The organism is Aminobacter niigataensis, from assembly GCF_014200015.1.
Taxonomy (GTDB): Bacteria; Pseudomonadota; Alphaproteobacteria; order Rhizobiales; family Rhizobiaceae; genus Aminobacter; species Aminobacter niigataensis.
The window spans coordinates 174,814-192,831 of sequence record NZ_JACHOT010000005.1 but is presented as its reverse complement, the minus strand read 5'-3'; the positions used below and the strand labels follow the sequence as shown (position 1 = coordinate 192,831).

Annotated in this window: 14 protein-coding genes; 10 read left to right on the top strand and 4 right to left on the bottom strand. The window is 63.0% G+C overall.

Annotated features, from left to right (window positions below; translation table 11 throughout):
• Positions 1–26 precede the first annotated feature (26 nt).
• Positions 27–3,485: a chromosome segregation protein SMC gene (gene smc, locus GGQ99_RS18250; RefSeq protein ID WP_183263621.1), complete on the top strand. Its 3,459-nt coding sequence runs from the start codon at positions 27–29 to the stop codon at positions 3,483–3,485.
• A gap of 76 nt (positions 3,486–3,561) precedes the next feature.
• On the opposite strand, the gene GGQ99_RS18245 is transcribed toward smc, so the two are convergent.
• Entirely contained in the window at positions 3,562–4,098 is a 537-nt protein-coding gene (locus GGQ99_RS18245) for a TetR/AcrR family transcriptional regulator (protein ID WP_108608928.1), read from the bottom strand.
• A gap of 154 nt (positions 4,099–4,252) precedes the next feature.
• On the opposite strand from GGQ99_RS18245, the gene GGQ99_RS18240 reads away from it, so the two are divergent.
• Entirely contained in the window at positions 4,253–5,437 is a 1,185-nt protein-coding gene (locus tag GGQ99_RS18240) for an efflux RND transporter periplasmic adaptor subunit (RefSeq protein ID WP_183263620.1), read from the top strand.
• On the top strand, positions 5,434–8,517 hold the full coding sequence (locus tag GGQ99_RS18235; RefSeq protein WP_183263619.1) for an efflux RND transporter permease subunit: 3,084 nt from the start codon (positions 5,434–5,436) through the stop codon (positions 8,515–8,517). The genes GGQ99_RS18240 and GGQ99_RS18235 overlap by 4 nt, the downstream gene beginning before the upstream one ends.
• Before the next feature lie 210 nt (positions 8,518–8,727).
• Here the strand turns inward: GGQ99_RS18235 and GGQ99_RS18230 are convergent, their stop codons facing one another.
• The 3 genes from GGQ99_RS18230 to GGQ99_RS18220 are packed head-to-tail and all read right to left on the bottom strand — an operon-like array spanning position 8,728 to position 10,995.
• The gene (locus GGQ99_RS18230; RefSeq protein WP_183263618.1) at positions 8,728–9,366 is read right to left on the bottom strand and encodes a helix-turn-helix domain-containing protein; all 639 of its coding nucleotides are present in this window, start codon (positions 9,364–9,366) and stop codon (positions 8,728–8,730) included.
• A 25-nt stretch (positions 9,367–9,391) separates the two neighbouring features.
• Entirely contained in the window at positions 9,392–10,804 is a 1,413-nt protein-coding gene (locus GGQ99_RS18225) for a purine-cytosine permease family protein (RefSeq protein ID WP_183263617.1), read from the bottom strand.
• Positions 10,804–10,995 (bottom strand): hypothetical protein, encoded by a 192-nt coding sequence (locus GGQ99_RS18220; RefSeq protein WP_108679465.1) that lies wholly within the window; start codon positions 10,993–10,995, stop codon positions 10,804–10,806. The genes GGQ99_RS18225 and GGQ99_RS18220 overlap by 1 nt, the downstream gene beginning before the upstream one ends.
• Positions 10,996–11,697: 702 nt before the next feature.
• Between GGQ99_RS18220 and GGQ99_RS18215 the strand changes: the two genes are divergently transcribed.
• From GGQ99_RS18215 to GGQ99_RS18185, 7 genes are all read left to right on the top strand, one after another.
• Positions 11,698–12,402: a TetR/AcrR family transcriptional regulator gene (locus tag GGQ99_RS18215; protein WP_159097879.1), complete on the top strand. Its 705-nt coding sequence runs from the start codon at positions 11,698–11,700 to the stop codon at positions 12,400–12,402.
• Between the two features lie 2 nt (positions 12,403–12,404).
• Positions 12,405–13,412 (top strand): hydrogenase nickel incorporation protein HypB, encoded by a 1,008-nt coding sequence (gene hypB / locus GGQ99_RS18210; RefSeq protein WP_183263616.1) that lies wholly within the window; start codon positions 12,405–12,407, stop codon positions 13,410–13,412.
• Between the two features lie 9 nt (positions 13,413–13,421).
• Positions 13,422–13,811: a hydrogenase maturation nickel metallochaperone HypA/HybF gene (locus GGQ99_RS18205; RefSeq protein ID WP_183263615.1), complete on the top strand. Its 390-nt coding sequence runs from the start codon at positions 13,422–13,424 to the stop codon at positions 13,809–13,811.
• 21 nt (positions 13,812–13,832) lie between these two features.
• Positions 13,833–14,906, top strand: coding sequence for an agmatinase family protein (locus GGQ99_RS18200; RefSeq protein WP_108608919.1), 1,074 nt, complete (start codon positions 13,833–13,835; stop codon positions 14,904–14,906).
• Between the two features lie 25 nt (positions 14,907–14,931).
• A complete protein-coding gene (locus tag GGQ99_RS18195) occupies positions 14,932–15,978 on the top strand; it encodes an arginase family protein (RefSeq protein ID WP_183263614.1) in 1,047 nt (348 codons plus the stop codon).
• 11 nt (positions 15,979–15,989) lie between these two features.
• Positions 15,990–16,646: a HupE/UreJ family protein gene (locus tag GGQ99_RS18190; RefSeq protein ID WP_183263613.1), complete on the top strand. Its 657-nt coding sequence runs from the start codon at positions 15,990–15,992 to the stop codon at positions 16,644–16,646.
• Between the two features lie 216 nt (positions 16,647–16,862).
• Positions 16,863–17,996, top strand: coding sequence for an aminomethyl transferase family protein (locus GGQ99_RS18185; protein WP_108608916.1), 1,134 nt, complete (start codon positions 16,863–16,865; stop codon positions 17,994–17,996).
• The last annotated feature ends 22 nt before the right edge of the window (positions 17,997–18,018 follow it).

Sequence of the window (18,018 nt, the reverse complement as noted above, 5' to 3'; positions counted from 1 at the left end):
GCACCCTTGCGTGCGGATTGGCGCGAATGAAGTTTTCGCGCCTCCGCCTTCTCGGTTTCAAGTCCTTCGTCGAGCCGGGCGAGTTCGTCATCGAACGCGGCCTCACCGGTATCGTCGGGCCGAATGGCTGCGGCAAATCCAATCTGGTCGAAGCGTTGCGCTGGGTGATGGGCGAAAGCTCGTACAAGAATATGCGCGCTTCCGGCATGGACGACGTCATCTTCTCTGGCTCCGGCACCAGGCCGGCACGCAACACCGCAGAAGTGACGCTGTTCCTCGACAACAGCGATCGTACCGCACCGCCTTCCTTCAATGACGCCGACGAGTTGCAGGTGTCGCGCCGTATCGAGCGCGAGGCAGGTTCCGTCTATCGCATCAACGGCAAGGAAGCGCGCGCCAAGGACGTGCAGCTTCTGTTCGCCGACCAGTCGACCGGTGCCCGTTCGCCGTCGATGGTGGGGCAGGGGCGCATCGGCGAACTGATCCAGGCAAAGCCGCAGGCGCGCCGCGCATTGCTGGAAGAAGCGGCGGGCATTTCCGGCTTGCATACGCGCCGGCACGAGGCTGAACTGCGCCTGCGCGCCGCCGAGCAGAACCTCGAACGCCTCGACGATGTCGTCGGCGAACTTGAGAGCCAGATCGAGAGCCTGAAGCGCCAGGCGCGCCAGGCTTCGCGCTTCAAGAACCTGTCCGCTGACATCCGCAAGGCGGAAGCCACGTTGCTGCATCTGCGCTGGACGCTGGCCAAGACGCAGGAAGGCGAAGCGCAGTCGGCATTGGCGACGGCGACGGCACTGGTCGGCGACCGGGCGGCTGCCCAGATGGCGGCGGCGAGGGACCAGGCGGTCGGCGCGCACAAATTGCCTGAGATGCGCGATGCCGCTGCGGCGGCGGCCGCGACCTTCCAACGGCTCTCCATTGCCCGTTCGCAGCTCGAGGAAGAGGCCGGGCGCATCAATTCGCGCCAGAGCGAACTCGACCGGCGGCTGCAGCAGCTCGACGCCGACATTGCCCGCGAACAGCGGATGATCGGCGACAATGCGGCGATCCTGTCGCGCCTCGACGCCGAGGAGAAGTCGCTCAACGACGAGAATGCCGGTGCGACCGATCGGGAAACCAGCACCCGCGCGGCCTTCGAAGAGGCGAGGGCGACGCTGGCGCTGACCGAGGCCGAACTGGGCCGGGTGACTGCCGAGCGCGCCGATGCCGCTGCCGGGCGCACCCAGGCCGAGCGCGCCATGCGCGATGCTGCCGAACGCCGCGACCGTTTCGCCCGCCAGCTTGCCGAACTCGACCGCGAGGCGAGCGAGATTGCCGCCCGCATCTCGGCGCTCGCCGATCCGGCGGAAAAGCAGATGCTTGCGGAAGCAGCACAGGAAGCTCTCGAGGAGGCAGAATACGCCGCCACCGAGGCCGAACGTGCCGTCACCGAGGCGCGGCAGGCGGAAGCTTCGTCGCGTTCGCCGCTGCAGGAGGTGAAGGCCGAACTGGCGCGCATCGAGACTGAGGCACGCACGCTGGCCAAGATCATCAACGCTGCCTCGGGCGATCTTTTCCCGGCGGTGCTGGAGCAGATCGGCGTCGAACGCGGGTTCGAGACGGCGCTGGGCGCCGCCCTTGGCGACGATCTCGAAGCAGCGCTCGACCGTGCTGCACCCGTGCATTGGGGCGATGCCGAACCGGCGCCGGGCGATCCGAAGCTGCCCGATGGCGTGCGCAGCCTTGCCGAAGTTGTCCGCGCGCCGCGCCAACTGGCGCGACGCCTCGCACAGGTCGGCGTGGTCGATGCCGCCGAGGGCGCAAAGCTGCAGCGGCTGCTGATGCCCGGCCAGCGCCTGGTGAGCCGCGAAGGCGCGCTGTGGCGTTGGGATGGACTGACCGCCAGCGCGGATGCCCCGACTGCGGCAGCACAACGGCTTGCCCAGAAGAACCGGCTTGCCGAACTCGATGCCGAGGCCGTCGAGGCAACGCTTGCCGTGCGCAAGGCCGAAGAAGCGCTGGCACGTGCCGAAAACGCGGTACGTGAAAGCACCGAAGCCGAGCGTCAGGCCCGGCAGGCCTGGCGCGAAGCCCAGCACCAGGTGGGGGCGGCCCGCGATGCGCTGGCCCAGGCCGAAAAGGCTGCGGGCGAATTGACCAGCCGTCGTGCTGCGCTCGACGAGGCGCGGGCGCGGGTCGCCGATGCGCATGAAGAGGCGCAGGAGACCTATATCGAGGCGGAGGACCTGCTCGGCTCGGCACCTGACCTCGCCGACCTGCAGATGCGCCTCGAACAGCTTTCAGGCGCGGTTGCGCGCGATCGCTCTGCGGTGGCCGACGCACGCGCCGTGCATGACGGTCTCAGCCGCGAGGCCGAGGCCAGGGCGCGCCGGCTTGCGGCGATCGCCGCCGAGCGCCAGAGCTGGGTGCTGCGTGCCGAAAGCGCTGCCGAGCAGATCGAGGCGCTCGCCGAGCGGCGCGAGGAAGCGGCTGCGGAGCGCGAAACGCTGGCAGAAGCGCCAGACGAACTCGACGCGCGCCGTAGGGCGCTGATGTCGGAACTCAGCCGTGCCGAGGTCTTGCGCAAGGAAGTCTCGGATCGCCTCCAGGAGGCCGAGACCAGGCAGGCTGTTCTCGACAAGGCGGCGACCGCCGCGATCCAGGGCCTTGCCGAGGCCCGGGAGGCCCGCGCGCGCGCCGAGGAGCGCCTGACCGCAGCCGACGAACGCCGCCGCGAGGTCGAGGCGCGCATCCAGGAAGTGCTTGCGACATCGCCCCACCTGGTTCTTCGCCATACGGGTCTCGAAGTCGACAGCCCGATGCCGGATCCGGTTGAAGTCGAGCGCACGCTGGAGCGCCTCAAGATCGAGCGTGAGCGGCTCGGTGCGGTCAACCTGCGCGCCGAGGAAGAGCAAAAGGAGCTGTCCGAACGGCTCGAGGCGATCGTCTCCGAGCGCGAGGACATCATCGAGGCCATCCGCAAGCTGCGCCAGGGTATCCAGGGGCTGAACCGGGAAGGGCGCGAGCGCTTGCTGGCCGCTTTCGACCTCGTCAACGGCCACTTCAAGCGCCTGTTCACCCACCTGTTCGGCGGCGGCACGGCGGAGCTTCAGCTCATCGAGTCCGAGGATCCACTCGAAGCCGGCCTGGAGATCCTTGCCCGCCCGCCCGGCAAGAAGCCGCAGACGATGACGCTGTTGTCCGGCGGCGAGCAGGCGCTGACCGCGATGGCCCTGATCTTCGCTGTGTTCCTGACCAATCCGGCGCCGATCTGCGTCCTCGACGAGGTCGACGCGCCGCTCGACGACCACAATGTCGAGCGTTTCTGCAACCTGATGGACGAGATGGCGGCGTCGACCGAGACACGTTTCGTGGTCATCACCCACAACCCGATCACCATGGCGCGGATGAACCGGCTGTTTGGCGTCACCATGGCCGAGCAGGGCATCAGCCAGCTGGTCTCGGTCGACCTGCAAGCTGCCGAGTCCTTGCGCGAAGCGAGCTGATCAGCGGTTCGCGGCCTTCCGCACGCAAGGTCCCACCCCAGCAAGTGAGGATTGCTTCGGCATCGGTGGCGCGCGTCTATTGCGCCGCGGCCTGATCGAGCAAATACGCAATCGCCACGTTGCGTTCATCCTCGTGGAGTATGTCCATGTCGAAGAGCTTCATGCTGCGCAGCCCTTCGATGACGAGGAAGGCCACGATCAGCTTGGCCGTGTCGGGATTTTCGGCCTTGAGCCGGTCGAGCAGATGGCGTTTGAAGTCCCTGACCGGATTGAGGAAATCGGGGTCTTCGGCAAGCGCGGCGAGGACACCGGCTGCAGATGGCTGCTTTTGGCTGCACTCCTGGGCGGACAGCTCGATGTAGGCTGCGAGGCTATTGGCCTCGTCGCCGGTCGATTTGGCGGAGAGGGCGTCTTCGAAGGTCTTGAGATAATCCTGGACCAGCGCCTGCATCAGCTTGGCCTTGGTCGGGAAGTTGTATAGGAGCCCGCCTTTCGACACCCCGGCGCGCTGGGCCACGGCATCGAGCGACAGGTTGCCCGGCCCGACAATGTCCGCGAGTTCGGCGGCTGCTGCGAGAATTTTGTCGCGAGAGCTAGGTCTGTGGCCCGACATGGGTGATGTCTCCGTGAAACTTCACATTATCGCCGATTGACAATACCGTCCAGACGGTACAGTAAGCGCTCCACACTTGGGTTTTTGTATAAACAGGTTCAATGTGCATCGCGGCCCGCCCGGATGCCGATTCCTTACCGATTGGGGATCTCCTTTGATCAAGCGTCTCATCATCGCTCTCGTTCTGCTCGTTCTCGTCTGCGGCGGCATCGTTGGATTCAACGTCTTCCGCGATAACGCGATCCAGCAATTCTTCGCCAACATGCCGGTTGCGTCGGTGACCGTGGCCACTGCCAAGGTCGAGCCCGCTCCATGGACGCCGGGCATTGAAACCATCGGAACGGTCAACGCCTCCCAGGGCGTCGATCTGACCGTCGAACAGGCCGGCATCATCAAGGATATCAAGTTCTCGGCCAACCAGCACGTCAATCAGGGCGACGTGCTGATCCAGCTCGACGACACTGTGCAGCAGGCGGACCTGGCGGCAGCCAAGACCCAGGCGGCGCTCGACCAGCAGTCGCTCGACCGCGCCATCCAGCTGCAGCGTCGCGGCGTCGGCTCCGAAGTCGCCCTCGATGCTGCGAGGGCAGCGGCCTCGACATCGGCATCGCAGGTGCAGAAGCTGCAGGCAGTGGTCGACCAGAAGCAGCTGCGCGCGCCGTTTTCCGGCACCATCGGCATTCCGAAGGTGGATGACGGCCAGTATCTGGCGCCCGGCACGATCGTCGCCACGCTCCAGGATCTCGAAACGATGCGCGCCGATTTCTCCGTTCCCGAGCAGCAGCTTGGCCTGTTGAAGATCGGCCAGCCGGTTGGCTTCGGCATCGCCGCCGACGACATGCCGTTCAAGGGCACGGTGGTTGGCATCGATCCCAAGGTCGATCCTCAGAGCCGCCTGGTCTCTGTCCGCGCCAAGATCACCAATCCGGAAGGCAATCTGAGCCCCGGCCAGTTCGTGCGCGTTCGCGTCGAGCTGCCCGAGGAGGACGGCGTGCTGGCGGTGCCGCAGACGGCGCTGACCACCAGCCTCTATGGCGACTATGTCTATGTCGTTCGCCCGGCTGAGGCCAAGGCTGCGGCCGCAGGCGCTGCGGCTCCCGCCGCTGCAGCTGCCGCACCCGCCCAGCCAGCGGCGGCTGAGCCGGCTCTTGCCGTCAAGCAGGTGTTCGTCAAGGTTGGTCGTCGCTCCGAAGGCCGCGTCGAGATCATCGAAGGCGTTTCGGCGGGCGACGAACTGGTCATTGCCGGGCAGAACAGGCTGACCAATGGCACGCCGGTAAAGATCGACAACACCGTTTCGCCCACCACTTCGGCCAACGCGCAGGCAACCGCGAAATGAGTTTTTCCGACATCTTCATTCGCCGCCCCGTCCTGTCGACGGTGGTTGCCCTCATGATCCTGCTCCTGGGTTTCCAGGGGCTTTTCAACCTTTCGGTCCGGCAATATCCGGAGGTCGAGGAGACGGTGATCACCATCACCACCGTCTATCCCGGCGCCAGTGCCGACCTCATCCAGGGCTTCATCACCGCGCCGATCTCGGCTGCTGTGGCGACCACCGAAAACATCGACTACGTGACGTCGCAGAGCCGTCCGTCGACCAGCATCGTGACGGTGCAGATGGAGCTTGGCTCCAATCCGGATACGGCGCTGACGGAGGTCATGTCCAAGGTCCAGCAGGTGCGCGGCCAGTTGCCGAGCGACGCCAAGGATCCGACCATCGTCAAGGGCACGGGCATGCAGTTCGCCATCATGTATCTGGCGATGCAGAACCCGAACATGAGCTCGGAAGAGCTGACCGAATACATCGAGCGCGTCATCCGTCCGCGCATGTCGACCATCGAGGGCGTCGCCGAAGTCCAAGTCCTGGGCGCTGCAAACTATTCGATGCGCGTCTGGGTAGATCCGGTGAAGCTCGCCGCGCGCGGGCTGACCGCCGCCGAAGTGTTGCAAGCCATCAACGCCTCCAACTTCCTGTCGGCGCCGGGCAAGACCAAGAACGAATACGTCGCCTACTCGATCACCATGAAGTCGACGCTGCAGACACCCGAGTCGTTTGCAGAACTGCCGCTCAAGTCGGCGAACGGCAATGTCGTCCGGCTGCGCGATGTCGCGCATGTCGAGCTCGCTGCCGAAAGCACCGACACGGTCGTCAATTTCAACGGCGAGCCGGGCACCTTCATCGGTATCTTCCCGACGCCTTCGGCCAACCCGCTGAACACCGCAGCAGCCGTCATCGACGAACTGCCGGCCATCAGCGCCAGCCTGCCCGAAGGCATGACCATCACCATGGTCTATGATTCGACCGAGACCATCAGCGCCTCGATCGAAGAGGTCTTCAAGACCATTGCCGAAGCCGTCGCCATCGTCATCGTCGTCATCCTGCTGTTCCTCGGCTCGTTCCGTTCGGTGCTGATGCCGGTGGTGACCATCCCGCTGTCGCTGATCGGGGTCTGCTTCATCCTTCTGATGATGGGCTATTCGATCAACCTTCTGTCGCTCCTGGCCATGGTGCTGGCGATCGGACTGGTCGTCGACGATGCCATCGTGGTGGTCGAGAATATCCATCGCCACATGGAAGAGGGCATGACGCCGATGCAGGCGGCGTTCAAGGGCATGCGCGAGATCTTCGCGCCGGTGGTCGCCATGACCATCACGCTCGCCGCCGTCTTTGCCCCGCTCGCCTTCACGGGCGGTCTCACCGGTTCGCTGTTCCGCGAATTCGCGCTGACGCTCGCAGGTGCAGTCGTCATCTCCGGCTTCATCGCGGTGACCATCACCCCGATGATGTCGGCGCGCCTGCTGAAGGCCGGCAACCACAGCCGCTTCGCGCAGTTCGTCGACCGCACCTTCGAACGCGTCGCCAACCGCTACGAGCGGCTGGTCGCCGGCTCGCTCAAGTATCGGCCGGTGACGCTGCTGATCGTCATCGCACTGGTTTCGGTGACGGGCTTCATGTTCTTCAAGACGTCGAGCGAACTGGCGCCTGAAGAGGATTCAGGCGCGCTGTTCTCGCTGATCACCGCACCTCGCTATGCGACGACGGAGTACACCAGCCTCTACGCCGACCAGATCCGCGACCTGACCAAGGACCTGCCGGAGCTCAAGGCCAACTTCTCCATCGTTGGCATGGGCGGCGAGACCAATTCGGGCTTCTCGGTCTGGGCGTTCAAGGACTGGGCCGACCGCGACCGGTCGCAGGCCGAGCTGCAGGCTGATATCCAGGGTCGGCTGTCAAAGGTCAGCGGCGTGCAGGCGCTGGTCTTCGCACCGCCGTCGCTGCCGGGCGCCGGCGGCGGGCTGCCAATCTCGATGGTCATCCAGTCGACCGGCGATCCGAGCCAGGTCTACGAGGTGGCCGAGCAGATCAAGGAAAAGGCGCAGGCCTCGGGACGCTTCATCGTCGTGCAGAACTCGCTGTCCTTCGACGCACCGCAGGTTACCGTGACCATCGACCGCGATCGTGCCGCAGCGCTCAACCTGTCCGTCAGCGATGTCGGCTCGACGCTGAGCCTTCTCGTCGGCGGCGGCGCCATCGCCGAGTTCGACCGCGATTCCAACAGCTACGACATCATCATGCAGGTGCCGGAGGAGTACCGGAACAATCCCGAGAAGCTCGGCGAATTCTTCGTCCGCAGCGTCAACGGCCAGATGGTGCCGCTGTCGGCCGTCGTGACGATCAAGACCAACTCGTCGCCGGCCTCGATCGAGCAGTTCAACCAGCTCAATTCGGCGACGATCTCGGCACTGCCGGTGCCCGGTGTGACCACCGGCGACGGCCTGAAGACGATCGAGGACATCGCGCGGCCGTTGCTGCCGGGCGGCTTCTTTGTCGACTACTCCGGCCAGTCGCGCCTGGAAAGCGAGCAGGGCAGCACGATCCTGATTGCCTTCGCACTTGCCATCGTGGTGATCTATCTGGTGCTGGCGGCACAGTTCGAAAGCTTCCGCGACCCGTTCATCATCATGATGTCGGTGCCACTTTCGATCTTCGGCGCCATCGTGCCGCTCAATCTCGGGCTCGGTTCGCTCAACATCTACACTCAGGTCGGCCTGATCACGCTGATAGGCCTGATCACCAAGCACGGTATTCTGCTGGTCGAATTCGCCAACCAGCAACGCGAGGAGCATGGCCTGTCGCGCAGCGAGGCGATCATCGCCTCGGCCAAGGTTCGCCTGCGGCCGATCCTGATGACCACGGCTGCGATGGCGCTCGGCGTCGTACCTCTGATCACCGCCTCGGGTGCGGGTGCCGCTGCGCGCTACTCGATGGGCCTGGTGATCTTCTCGGGTGTGATCGTCGGCACGGTGTTCACGCTGTTCGTGGTGCCGATGTTCTACACCTTCATCTCGCGCAAGGACCTGGCCGCTCATGCCGAGGTGCCTGACGCCAAGCAGATGGCCGAACCGGCTCATCACTGAGGTGATGGATAAGAAATGAGAAAGGCCCCGGAGCGATCCGGGGCCTTTTCTTATTGGCCATCGCGATACACGGCGCGGACCAGGTCAACGCGCTCGCCATGCGGGTTCTGCTGTGGGGTGCCGCGCGGGCGGAGGCAAACGGTTACGACACGAAACTGGCGGAAGGCGGTGCGGGCGGTGTCACGGAGGTTGTCTTCACCAGGCTTCGGATCATCTGTCTCGACGGCGGGTCATGACAGACAAACAGCGGATGGGCAGTTGGGCCAATTCGTCGACACCATGTTGGATTGTCGCGTCGAAGAACAGGCTATCCCCGGGCGTCATCCGATAGGTGTCAGCCCCGTGACGATATACGATTTCGCCTTGCAGCAGGTATAGGAAGACCGTTCCCTGATGGCCGGCTGCCGGAAAGACGTCTGTCTGGCAGGTGAGGGAGATCAGCTGGGGCTCGACGACAAGTCCATCGGCGTTGCGGTCTGTATGGCCGAGGGGCTCGCATTGCTGTCTGGCTGCGCTGCTGTTCGGAGCAACCTCGCTACCGGCTTTGACGAAGACGGCAGTACGTTCGGATTCGAAGCGGCTCACCAGCCAGGTAATGGGCACAGCCAAGCCGCGAGATATCGCCTGCAGCGTTGTAAGGGAAGGCGAAATGTCCCCGTTCTCGATCTTTGAGAGCATTCCAACCGACAGTTTCGTGGCTGCGGCCAGGTCGGTCACCTTCATGCCGTGCCTGGTTCGAAAGGCGCGGACCTCCCGACCGATTGCGCTATGCAACAGTGGTTCCCTGGCTCGCTTCACTTTGGGATCTGGATCGATGGTTGGGGTTGCGTGAAGCGGGTGATCCGTCATGTGAGCGGATCACCCGATCCCGAGATCAATATCCTCCGCGCCGTGCCGGCATCACCAATGCCTTGGTCAGAGCGTAGTGAAGGATCGCTGCCACGAGACAGGCAGGTACAGACGCACTGATCCAGACGAATGGACCATGCGCGGCAAGCGACTGGGGATCGAACAACGCGTAGTAGACGATGCCCCCACCTGCCAGGGCCAGGAACGAAGCCGGATTGATGCCGCGCCAGAAGGCGTAGTCGGAATCGGCACCGTCGTTGAAGACGTCGCACTGCTTGATCCGGCCTCTGCGCAGGACCAGGTAGTCCATCGCCGTCACGCCGGAGAGCGGTGCAAATCCGAGTGCGGTCCAGGCGAGGAACTTGAAGAAGTTGTCGTAGATCTGGCCCGGGAAGAAGGCGATGACGATCACCGGAACAAACAATGCGCCGGTCAGCAGGCCCCAGGGCAGGGCTTCGAAGTAGCGTCCGCCTGCCTGCCGCATCGCCAGGCACATGCCGTAGAAGATGCTGACGATGGCGGTGATGTTTGCCAGTCCGACGAACAGCAGCGCGGTCACGCCGACAAAGGCTCCCCCCAGCGGGATCATCCAGGCCGTCGGGTCATGCGATCCCAGGCTCAGGGCGGCAAACAAGCCGACTAGTTCACCGAGAACGGCGGCCGCGAAGATACCGATGAGATTGGGCCACAGCGCGGCGCGCGGCGTGCGGGTGAAGCGCGAAATGTTGCCCAGTACCGGCCACCATCCGAAGCCGGCGGCAAGATTGAACTCGACGGCGATCATGAAATTGAGCCGGCGGTCGTCGAACGGCGCGAGCGGAGCTGCGTTTGCGATGTCGCTCCAGCTCTTGTGGCTGAAGATGAGGAACAGAATGCCGAAGCAGAGGATGAGCTTGCCCGGCCCGACGAAGCGGTTGAGCCATTTGACGGCAGTTGGCCCTTTCCAGAGCAGAAGCCATGAGATGGTGATTGCCAGGATGGCAAGGAACGTCACGCCGAGATCGTTTTCGCCGATTTGCGTGCCGCCGACCTGGTTCATGACGCCGCTGATCGCGCGCCCGAACATGATCGACAGGATTGCCGACCAGCCGACGCCGTAGATGGCAAGGAAAAATCCGACCAAGATCAGGATGCCGACAGGTCCGAAGACGCTGCGCATCAGCGTGAATTGCTCGATGCCGAACTTCCCGGTCGAGATGCAGACGCTGACGGCCATGATCGAAACGCCGATGACGTTGCCGATGATGATGGCGTAGATGCCGTCGCGGGCTCCGACGACAAGGGCCGTGCTGCCGCCGAGCAGGAACGCCCATGTGGCGATGGCAAGGCCGATATTGATCCAGGAATGATCTAGGAAGCCGAGTTCCCGCTCTTCCTTGAGCACGGGGAGCGTGCCGAAGGCAGCACTCGCGCCGGTGAATTTTGGTGCGGCGGCCATCAGTTGCCTCCGCTCCACATGGCGAGCGCGACAATCAAGATGGCTGCCGTCGTGGCGAACCAGATTCCGAGATCCCGGCCCGATATATCCGCACGCGCTGGATCCCCGTAACTCGGATCCGCAACGATGTTCAGTCGCCGGTTTAGTTCCCGACGCATTTCATTGTCTGGATTTTCTGAAGCGATAGTCATTTCATCCTCCTCCAAAGATTAAATGAACACCTATCCGGGCGTTGATTGTCCTCCAAAGTCCCGGTTCGGCATCGTCTTGTTGTCCTGGCAGTCCGGAATCGCCGCGGCACCCATGCGAGCGAGGGCGCGCCCGATCGATCTGTTCGTTTGAGGCTGGGTGGCGTGCAAGCGGGGTTCTCCTGTCTGATCGACCCCCAAGGTTCCGTCGGATGCGCGGCGCGCCTCTCACCGTGTTTGAGGCCGCCACCCATCACGCTGTTACGTTGCGGCAGTTTGATTGTTGTGTCAAACAATTTTCCTGACAGGCATGTAAAAACATTAGGGAATTTGCATGTATATGAGCAAAAACAATGTGCCGTCGACCACACTCAGGCGAGCCGACGAAATACAGGAATCAAAATCAACAATGCAATTAAATTAGATATTTCAGTGCGTTAATCGTTGTCGGCAGGTGCTTGTGTTTCTCCCGATGAGGTTGCTGATGACCGCGTATGGCACGAACCATTTTCTCGCGAAGTCGCCAAGGGAGTTCAAAATGCGTGTTGACAGCGGTGTCAAAGCTACGTAGCGTCAAGCTCGAAAGTGCAGTCGAGTACCCAGTGCCCTCGACATCTGAAGCGGCAGCCTGGCCGTACTTCAGGTGCTGAACCGACGCAGTCGCGTCGCGCTTCTCCGGCAATGCTCAAAGTCAGGAAGTCATCGATGGAATCCGCCGCTCTCATTCACCTTGAAGATCGCGTGAAATCGGTCAAACGGGCCAAAAATCGCCTCTACCGCAATCCTGGGGTTCGGGCGGAGTCGTTGTTGGAAGCGGCGCTCGAATGCTTTGCCGAAGAAGATTTTGAGAGTGTAACAATTCCGCTTATTGCCAAGAAGCTTGGCGTCGCTCATTCGCTTATCTATTATTACTTCAAGAACAAAGACTCGCTCTACCAGTCCTCCGTGCTTCACGCGCTTGATCGACTGATGACCAACTATGGCGAGGTGGTCGCGCGGCATGAGAGCCCGGCCGCGTTGCTGAGCGCCTATCTGGACCTCAATGTCGAGATGTCGGAGACGCTGCGCAGCCTCGTGCGCATCATGTTCGTCAATGCCGGAGGCGCCAAGGACGCAGGCCCCAAGTTCATCGATAGCTTCGTCGAGGACTTCTACGAGTCCGAAAAGAGGGTTCTCGCCGATTGCATCCGCAAGGGCGTCGAGGTGGGCATGTTTGCCTGCCCGGACCCCGATGAGATGGCGGCATTCATCTCGCGCAACATCGACGGCATCTACTTCGGCAGTTTCATGCCGCATGGCGCGCCGATCCCCGCAGCGATGCGGTACCTCAAGGAGGTGGTCTGGGGACTGCTGCACTATGCCGGCGATCCTTCAGCCAAAAGCCCTTCCACAACCAAGAGCGGGAGATAGCCATGTGCCAGGTATGCGGCTGCGGGCCTGAGAACATTCGTATTGATGGCAAGAGCGGTGGGGATGGCCACGAGCACCTGCATGCCCATCACCATCATGGCGATCATCATCATCACCATGATGGGCACCATCACCACGACCACGATGACGGACATCATCACCGCGGCGCCCACGGTCACGTTCATGGCGACGACGGCATGCATGAGCACCAGCATTCCGTTGCTGGTGGCGCCGGCGGTGATCTGCATTTCGGCAAGGATGCCGCCAAGACCCATGTTCCGGGCATGAGCCAGAAGCGGCTGGTGCAGATCGAGCAGGAGATCCTGGCCAAGAACGGCATGTTTGCCGACGGCGTCCGCGACGAACTGTGCGGGCATGGCGTGCTTGCGCTCAACCTGATCGCCAGCCCCGGGGCGGGCAAGACCACTTTGCTGGTCGAGACCTTGCAGCGGTTGAAGGGCACCTTCCCGACCTGGGTGATCGAGGGCGATCAGGAGACGACCAACGATGCCGATCGCATTCGTGCGACGGACACCCAGGCGGTGCAGATCAATACCGGCAAGGGCTGCCACTTGGACGCAGACATGATCAAGCGTGCGCTTGAATCGCTCTCGCTGCAGCAGGGCGGCGTCCTGTTCATCGAAAACGTCGGCAACCTTGCCTGCCCGGCCGGCTTCGACCTTGGCGAAGCCCACAAGGTGGTCATTCTGTCTGTCACCGAAGGCGACGACAAGCCGGTCAAATATCCCGAGGCGTTCGCCGCGGCCGACCTTCTGGTCATCTCGAAGTCGGACCTGGCACCCTACTGCGATTTCGACATCGAGGCCTGCGTTGCCCGTGCCCGCGAAGTCAACCCGGCGATCGAAAGCATCGTCGTGTCGGCGCGCGATGGCACCGGGATGACGGCATGGCTGGAGTGGATCGTCCGGGCCCGCCAGCAGCAGCTGCAGGACCTCGCGCGAGACCTGCAGGCGCGGGTGGAGTCCATCCGCAACACGCTCCACGCCTGAGGTGGCGCCATGCACGAACTCACCATCGCCTCAAGCCTGATCGACCTTGCCAGCGATCACGCCGCGCGCAACGGCCGCGCCCGGGTCACCGGAATGCATGTGCGTCTCGGCGTCATGTGCGGCATCGCCCGCTCGCTGTATTTCTGCTTCGGCCCGGCAACGCGCGGCACGCTCTGCGAAGGCGCCAAGCTGCACATCGAGGAAGTGCCGCTGACCATATTCTGCGAGCACTGCGCCGAGGCGCGTTCGCCGCTCTCTCTTTCCAATCTTCGCTGCACGGACTGCGGGAGGCCTTCGCGCAAGGTGCTGTCCGGACGCGAGATGGAACTGACCCACATCGAGCTTGAGGAAGAAGCTCCACATCCGGCGTTGGCCCCGGTTGGGCAAACACTTCAGTAGTTATCTGTTGGGAGGAACAGCATGCTTGATCGAAAAGCAGACATAGCCAAGTGGCAATTCACGCCACATCAACATCGTGGCCCCGCCGAGCAGTTCGGCGAGAATGACCACATCTACTCTCCGAAGCTGCATAACGGCTCGTTCAAATCCAGGGGGCTCGCCACCTTCATGGGCGCGCCCTATTGCCCGCCGGACCGTCACAAGATTCGCGAAATGGGTGCAAAGATCTGCTTCCTGGCCGTTCCATGGGACCAGGGCCAGATCGTGCGCGCCGGCGCCTCGCAAGGCGCTTCGGGGCTGCGCGAGGCGACGACGCAGTATTTTCCCTACATGTTCGAATACGACGTCGACCTGTTGAGCTTTTTCCGTGTCGTCGACTGCGGCGACGTGCCGACGGTGCCGGGCAACAACATCAAGTCGCAGGAATACACCACCGACTACGTCACCGAGTGCCTCGAAGGCGGCGCCAAGGTGATCCTGTTCGGCGGCGATCACTCCCTGCCGATCCCCGGCGCCAAGGCGCTGTCGAAATTTACCGGCAGCGGCAAGATGGGCTACCTGCATGTCGACAGCCACCTCGACGCCGGACCCGACTGGGCCGGCAACCTGATCACCAACTGCTCGGGCACGCCGCGCGCGCTTGACCTGCCCAACTGCAACGCCAGGAACATGGCGCATATGGGCTCGCGCAACGGCCTCAATCCCAAGGACTGGTGGGATTTCTACGTCGACAACGAGATCCGTGTCGTCACCATGCCCGAGATGATCGAGCGCGGACTGGAAGTGTGCGCCAACGAGATCTTCGAACGGGTGAAGAAGGACGCAGATACGCTCTACTTCACCTGGGATACGGACTCGATCGACATGAGCTGCATGCCCGGCTCTACCTCGCCGGAATGCTATGGCCTCAAGGGGCGGGAAGCGATCCAGTTCGCGCGCATCGCCGGCCGCCACGGCTGCGACATCCTCGATGTGGTCGAGCTCTGCCCGTACTTCGACTCCAGCCAGATCAGCGCCAAGATGACGGTCAACATGATCTACCACTATCTCGGCTCGCGTGCCCAGACCCTGCGCCAGCAGGGCAAGCAACCGTAAGAATTCTCAGGGAGGAGATTAAGTCATGAACCCAGCAAAATCCTACGCCCACCTGTTCTCGCCGCTTGGCGGCGACGCCGGAGACAACTACCGCGCGCCAGGCCTGATCACGTTCCTGCGGTCTGCCCACGTGCCGCTGAATGCCGAAGCGCTTAGGGCCTGCGGTGCCAAATACGCCTTTGTCGGCGTGCCTTTCGACGAAGGCAATGTCGGCAAGCCCGGATCGGAAGACGGCCCGCGCGAGTTCCGCCTCGTTTCGCAGGAGTATTTCTCCTACTGGTTCGAATACAATGTCGACCTGCATGGCAAGGCTGTCGATTGCGGCGACGTCTCGATGCCGAAGGTCAGCCCCGAGGTGGCTCATGAGCGCATCTATCGTGCGGTCCGCGAAGTCCTGAAGTCTGGCCTCACGCCGATCATCTGCGGCGGTGACCGCTCGATTTCGATTGCGGCGGCACGCGCTCTTTCCGATCATATCGGTGCCTCCAAGAAGATGGGCTACATGCATTTCAGCGCCCAGCTCGATATGGCCGACAGCTGGGCCGGCGAGCGCAATCTCGCCCCGTGCGCCATGGCGCGCATCACCGAACTGCCCAATCTCGACATCAGAAATGTCGCGCATCTGGGCGCCCGCAACGCCATGAACCCCAAGGACCATGTCGACCTGTCGAAGGAGCGGGGTCTGCACTACGACTCGATGTTCGACCTGTTCGACGGCGGCATCTACCCGCTGGTCGAGCGCTCGATCGAGCGGGTCTGGGGCGATACCGACGCGCAGTATCTCAGCTTCAATTTCAACGTCATGGATTCGTCGGCTGCACCCGGCGTCACCTCGACGGAGCCAGGCGGCATCGAGTCGCGTGAGATGATGCGCATCGCCGACATGATCGCAAAGCGCGGCAGTGTCAGCGTCATCGATCTCACCGAGCTATGCCCGATCTTCGACATCAGCGGCACGGCGGCCCGCCTGGCGGCGTGCGTCATCATGCGCCTGATGGCGTCATTGGCGGCGCAAAATGGCGACGTCATCGATGCCAGCCTGCGCCGCACCGATCTGGTCGCCGCAGAGTAAAAGACAACCATTTGGACAAGGCCGGCTGCGGCCGGCCACAGGAGTTGATGGTGAACACGACAACGAACACAACAAAGGTCACGCGGTTGGCTGCAGCGGTTGCCGTTGCATATGCCGCGTCGACGATGCCGAGCTACGCGCATTTTCTACCCGAGGCCGGTGGTCTCGGCGCTGGGTTATCTCACCCGCTCTCCGGGCTTGATCACATCCTGGCCATGGCCGGGGTCGGCATCTGGGCCGGTCAGAATGCAGACAATGAGCCGGTGTTTCGCTGGCTACCGCTCGGCTTCGTCATCGGAATGATCGCCGGCGCGGTCTTTGGCATGACCGGACTGTCGCTTCCCTTTGTCGAACTGGGTATTGCCGGCTCGGTGGTGTTGCTGGGCGCGATCGTGGCGCTGGGCAGCCGCGTGCCGTTCGGCGCGGCCTTTGCGATGACGGTTGCCTTCGGCGGGCTGCACGGTTTCGCCCACGGCCAGGAATTGCCGATTGCCAGCAATGCCTTCCTCTATGGGCTGGGGTTTGTCGCTTCGACAGTTGTGCTGCATGCGCTGGGCTTCTCGCTTGCCAGCTTCGTCGCCCGCTTGTCCTGGCGCAACGCGCTCAAGGTGGGCGGTGGCGGCATCGCCGCCGCAGGCGTTGTGCTGGCAGCCGGCCTGGCCGGCTGATCGGGTCGAACCAGGCGATTGGCGGAGTCGGCGCCCAGCCGCCTCCGCCCGGCCTGAGCGTTGGAGGGCGCTCAGGCCCATCTCTTCGGCCACACGGCTGAAACCTCCGTATCCTGATCTGTCGCATTCTCTGCGAAGCGACGAACGAATGAGCTCCCTGGCGCGCGAAGCGACGCCGGCACGAAACCTGTTTGCCAAAATGACCGGAGGAACAAGATGACTTTGAGCTGGCGCTTTACCGCCCTCGGCGACCGCCATCGCGCACTGGGCTCCAATCTCGAGGATTGGAGCGGCATGGGAACTGCCTGGACCTACGACGCCGATCCGTTTGACCAGCACGTCGCGATCCGCACCAAGGCCGGGCTGATGGACGTCTCGGGATTGCGGAAGATGCACCTGATCGGGCCGCACGCGATTGCGATCCTCGAGTACATCACGACGCGCAGCGTGGCCAAGATCCAGCCGGGCCGTTCGGTCTATGCCGCGATCCTCAACGAGCGCGGCCACCTGACCGATGATTGCGTGCTCTATCGCAATGGACCCAATTCCTGGATGCTGGTCAGCGGAACCGGCACCGCGCATGAAGAGATCATCAAGCAGGCGGCCGGGCGCAATTGTGCCGTGCTGTTCGACGACGATCTTCACGATCTATCGCTGCAGGGGCCGGTGGCGGTCGATTTCCTGGCCAAGCATGTGCCCGGAATCCGCGACCTCAATTATTTCCACCACATCCACACGACACTGTTCGGCGCCCCGGTGACGATCTCGCGAACGGGCTACACCGGCGAGCGCGGCTACGAGATCTTCGTGCGCGGCCAGGATGCGCGGCTGGTCTGGGACACGATCCTTTCCGAAGGCAAGGATATGGGCATCATCCCATGCTGCTTCAGCACGCTCGACCTGCTGCGCGTCGAGAGCTACCTGCTGTTTTATCCCTACGACAATTCGCAGATGTACCCGATCCCGGGCCAGCCCGTCGGTGACAGCCTGTGGGAACTCGGCCTCGACTTCACGGTATCGCCTGGCAAGACCGGCTTCCGGGGTGCGGAAGAGCATTATCGCCAGAAGGGCAACGAGCGCTTCAAGATCTTCGGCATGCTGATTGAAGGCGACAAGATGGCCGATCTCGGCGACGAGGTCTGGGCCGACGGCAAGAAGGTCGGCGTCATCACCTGCCCGTCCTATTCGAAGCTGACCAGGCGATCGATGGCGATCGCCCGTCTCGATGTGCCTTATGCCAGGCAAGGCGTCAAGCTGGAAGTCCGCGGCAAGTCGCTGCGGGCCAACGCAGTTGCCCACACGCTGACCTTTGACGATCCGGAAAAGAAAAAGCGGACCGCAAAGGGGTAATATCCGAAGTAGCGGGGGATCG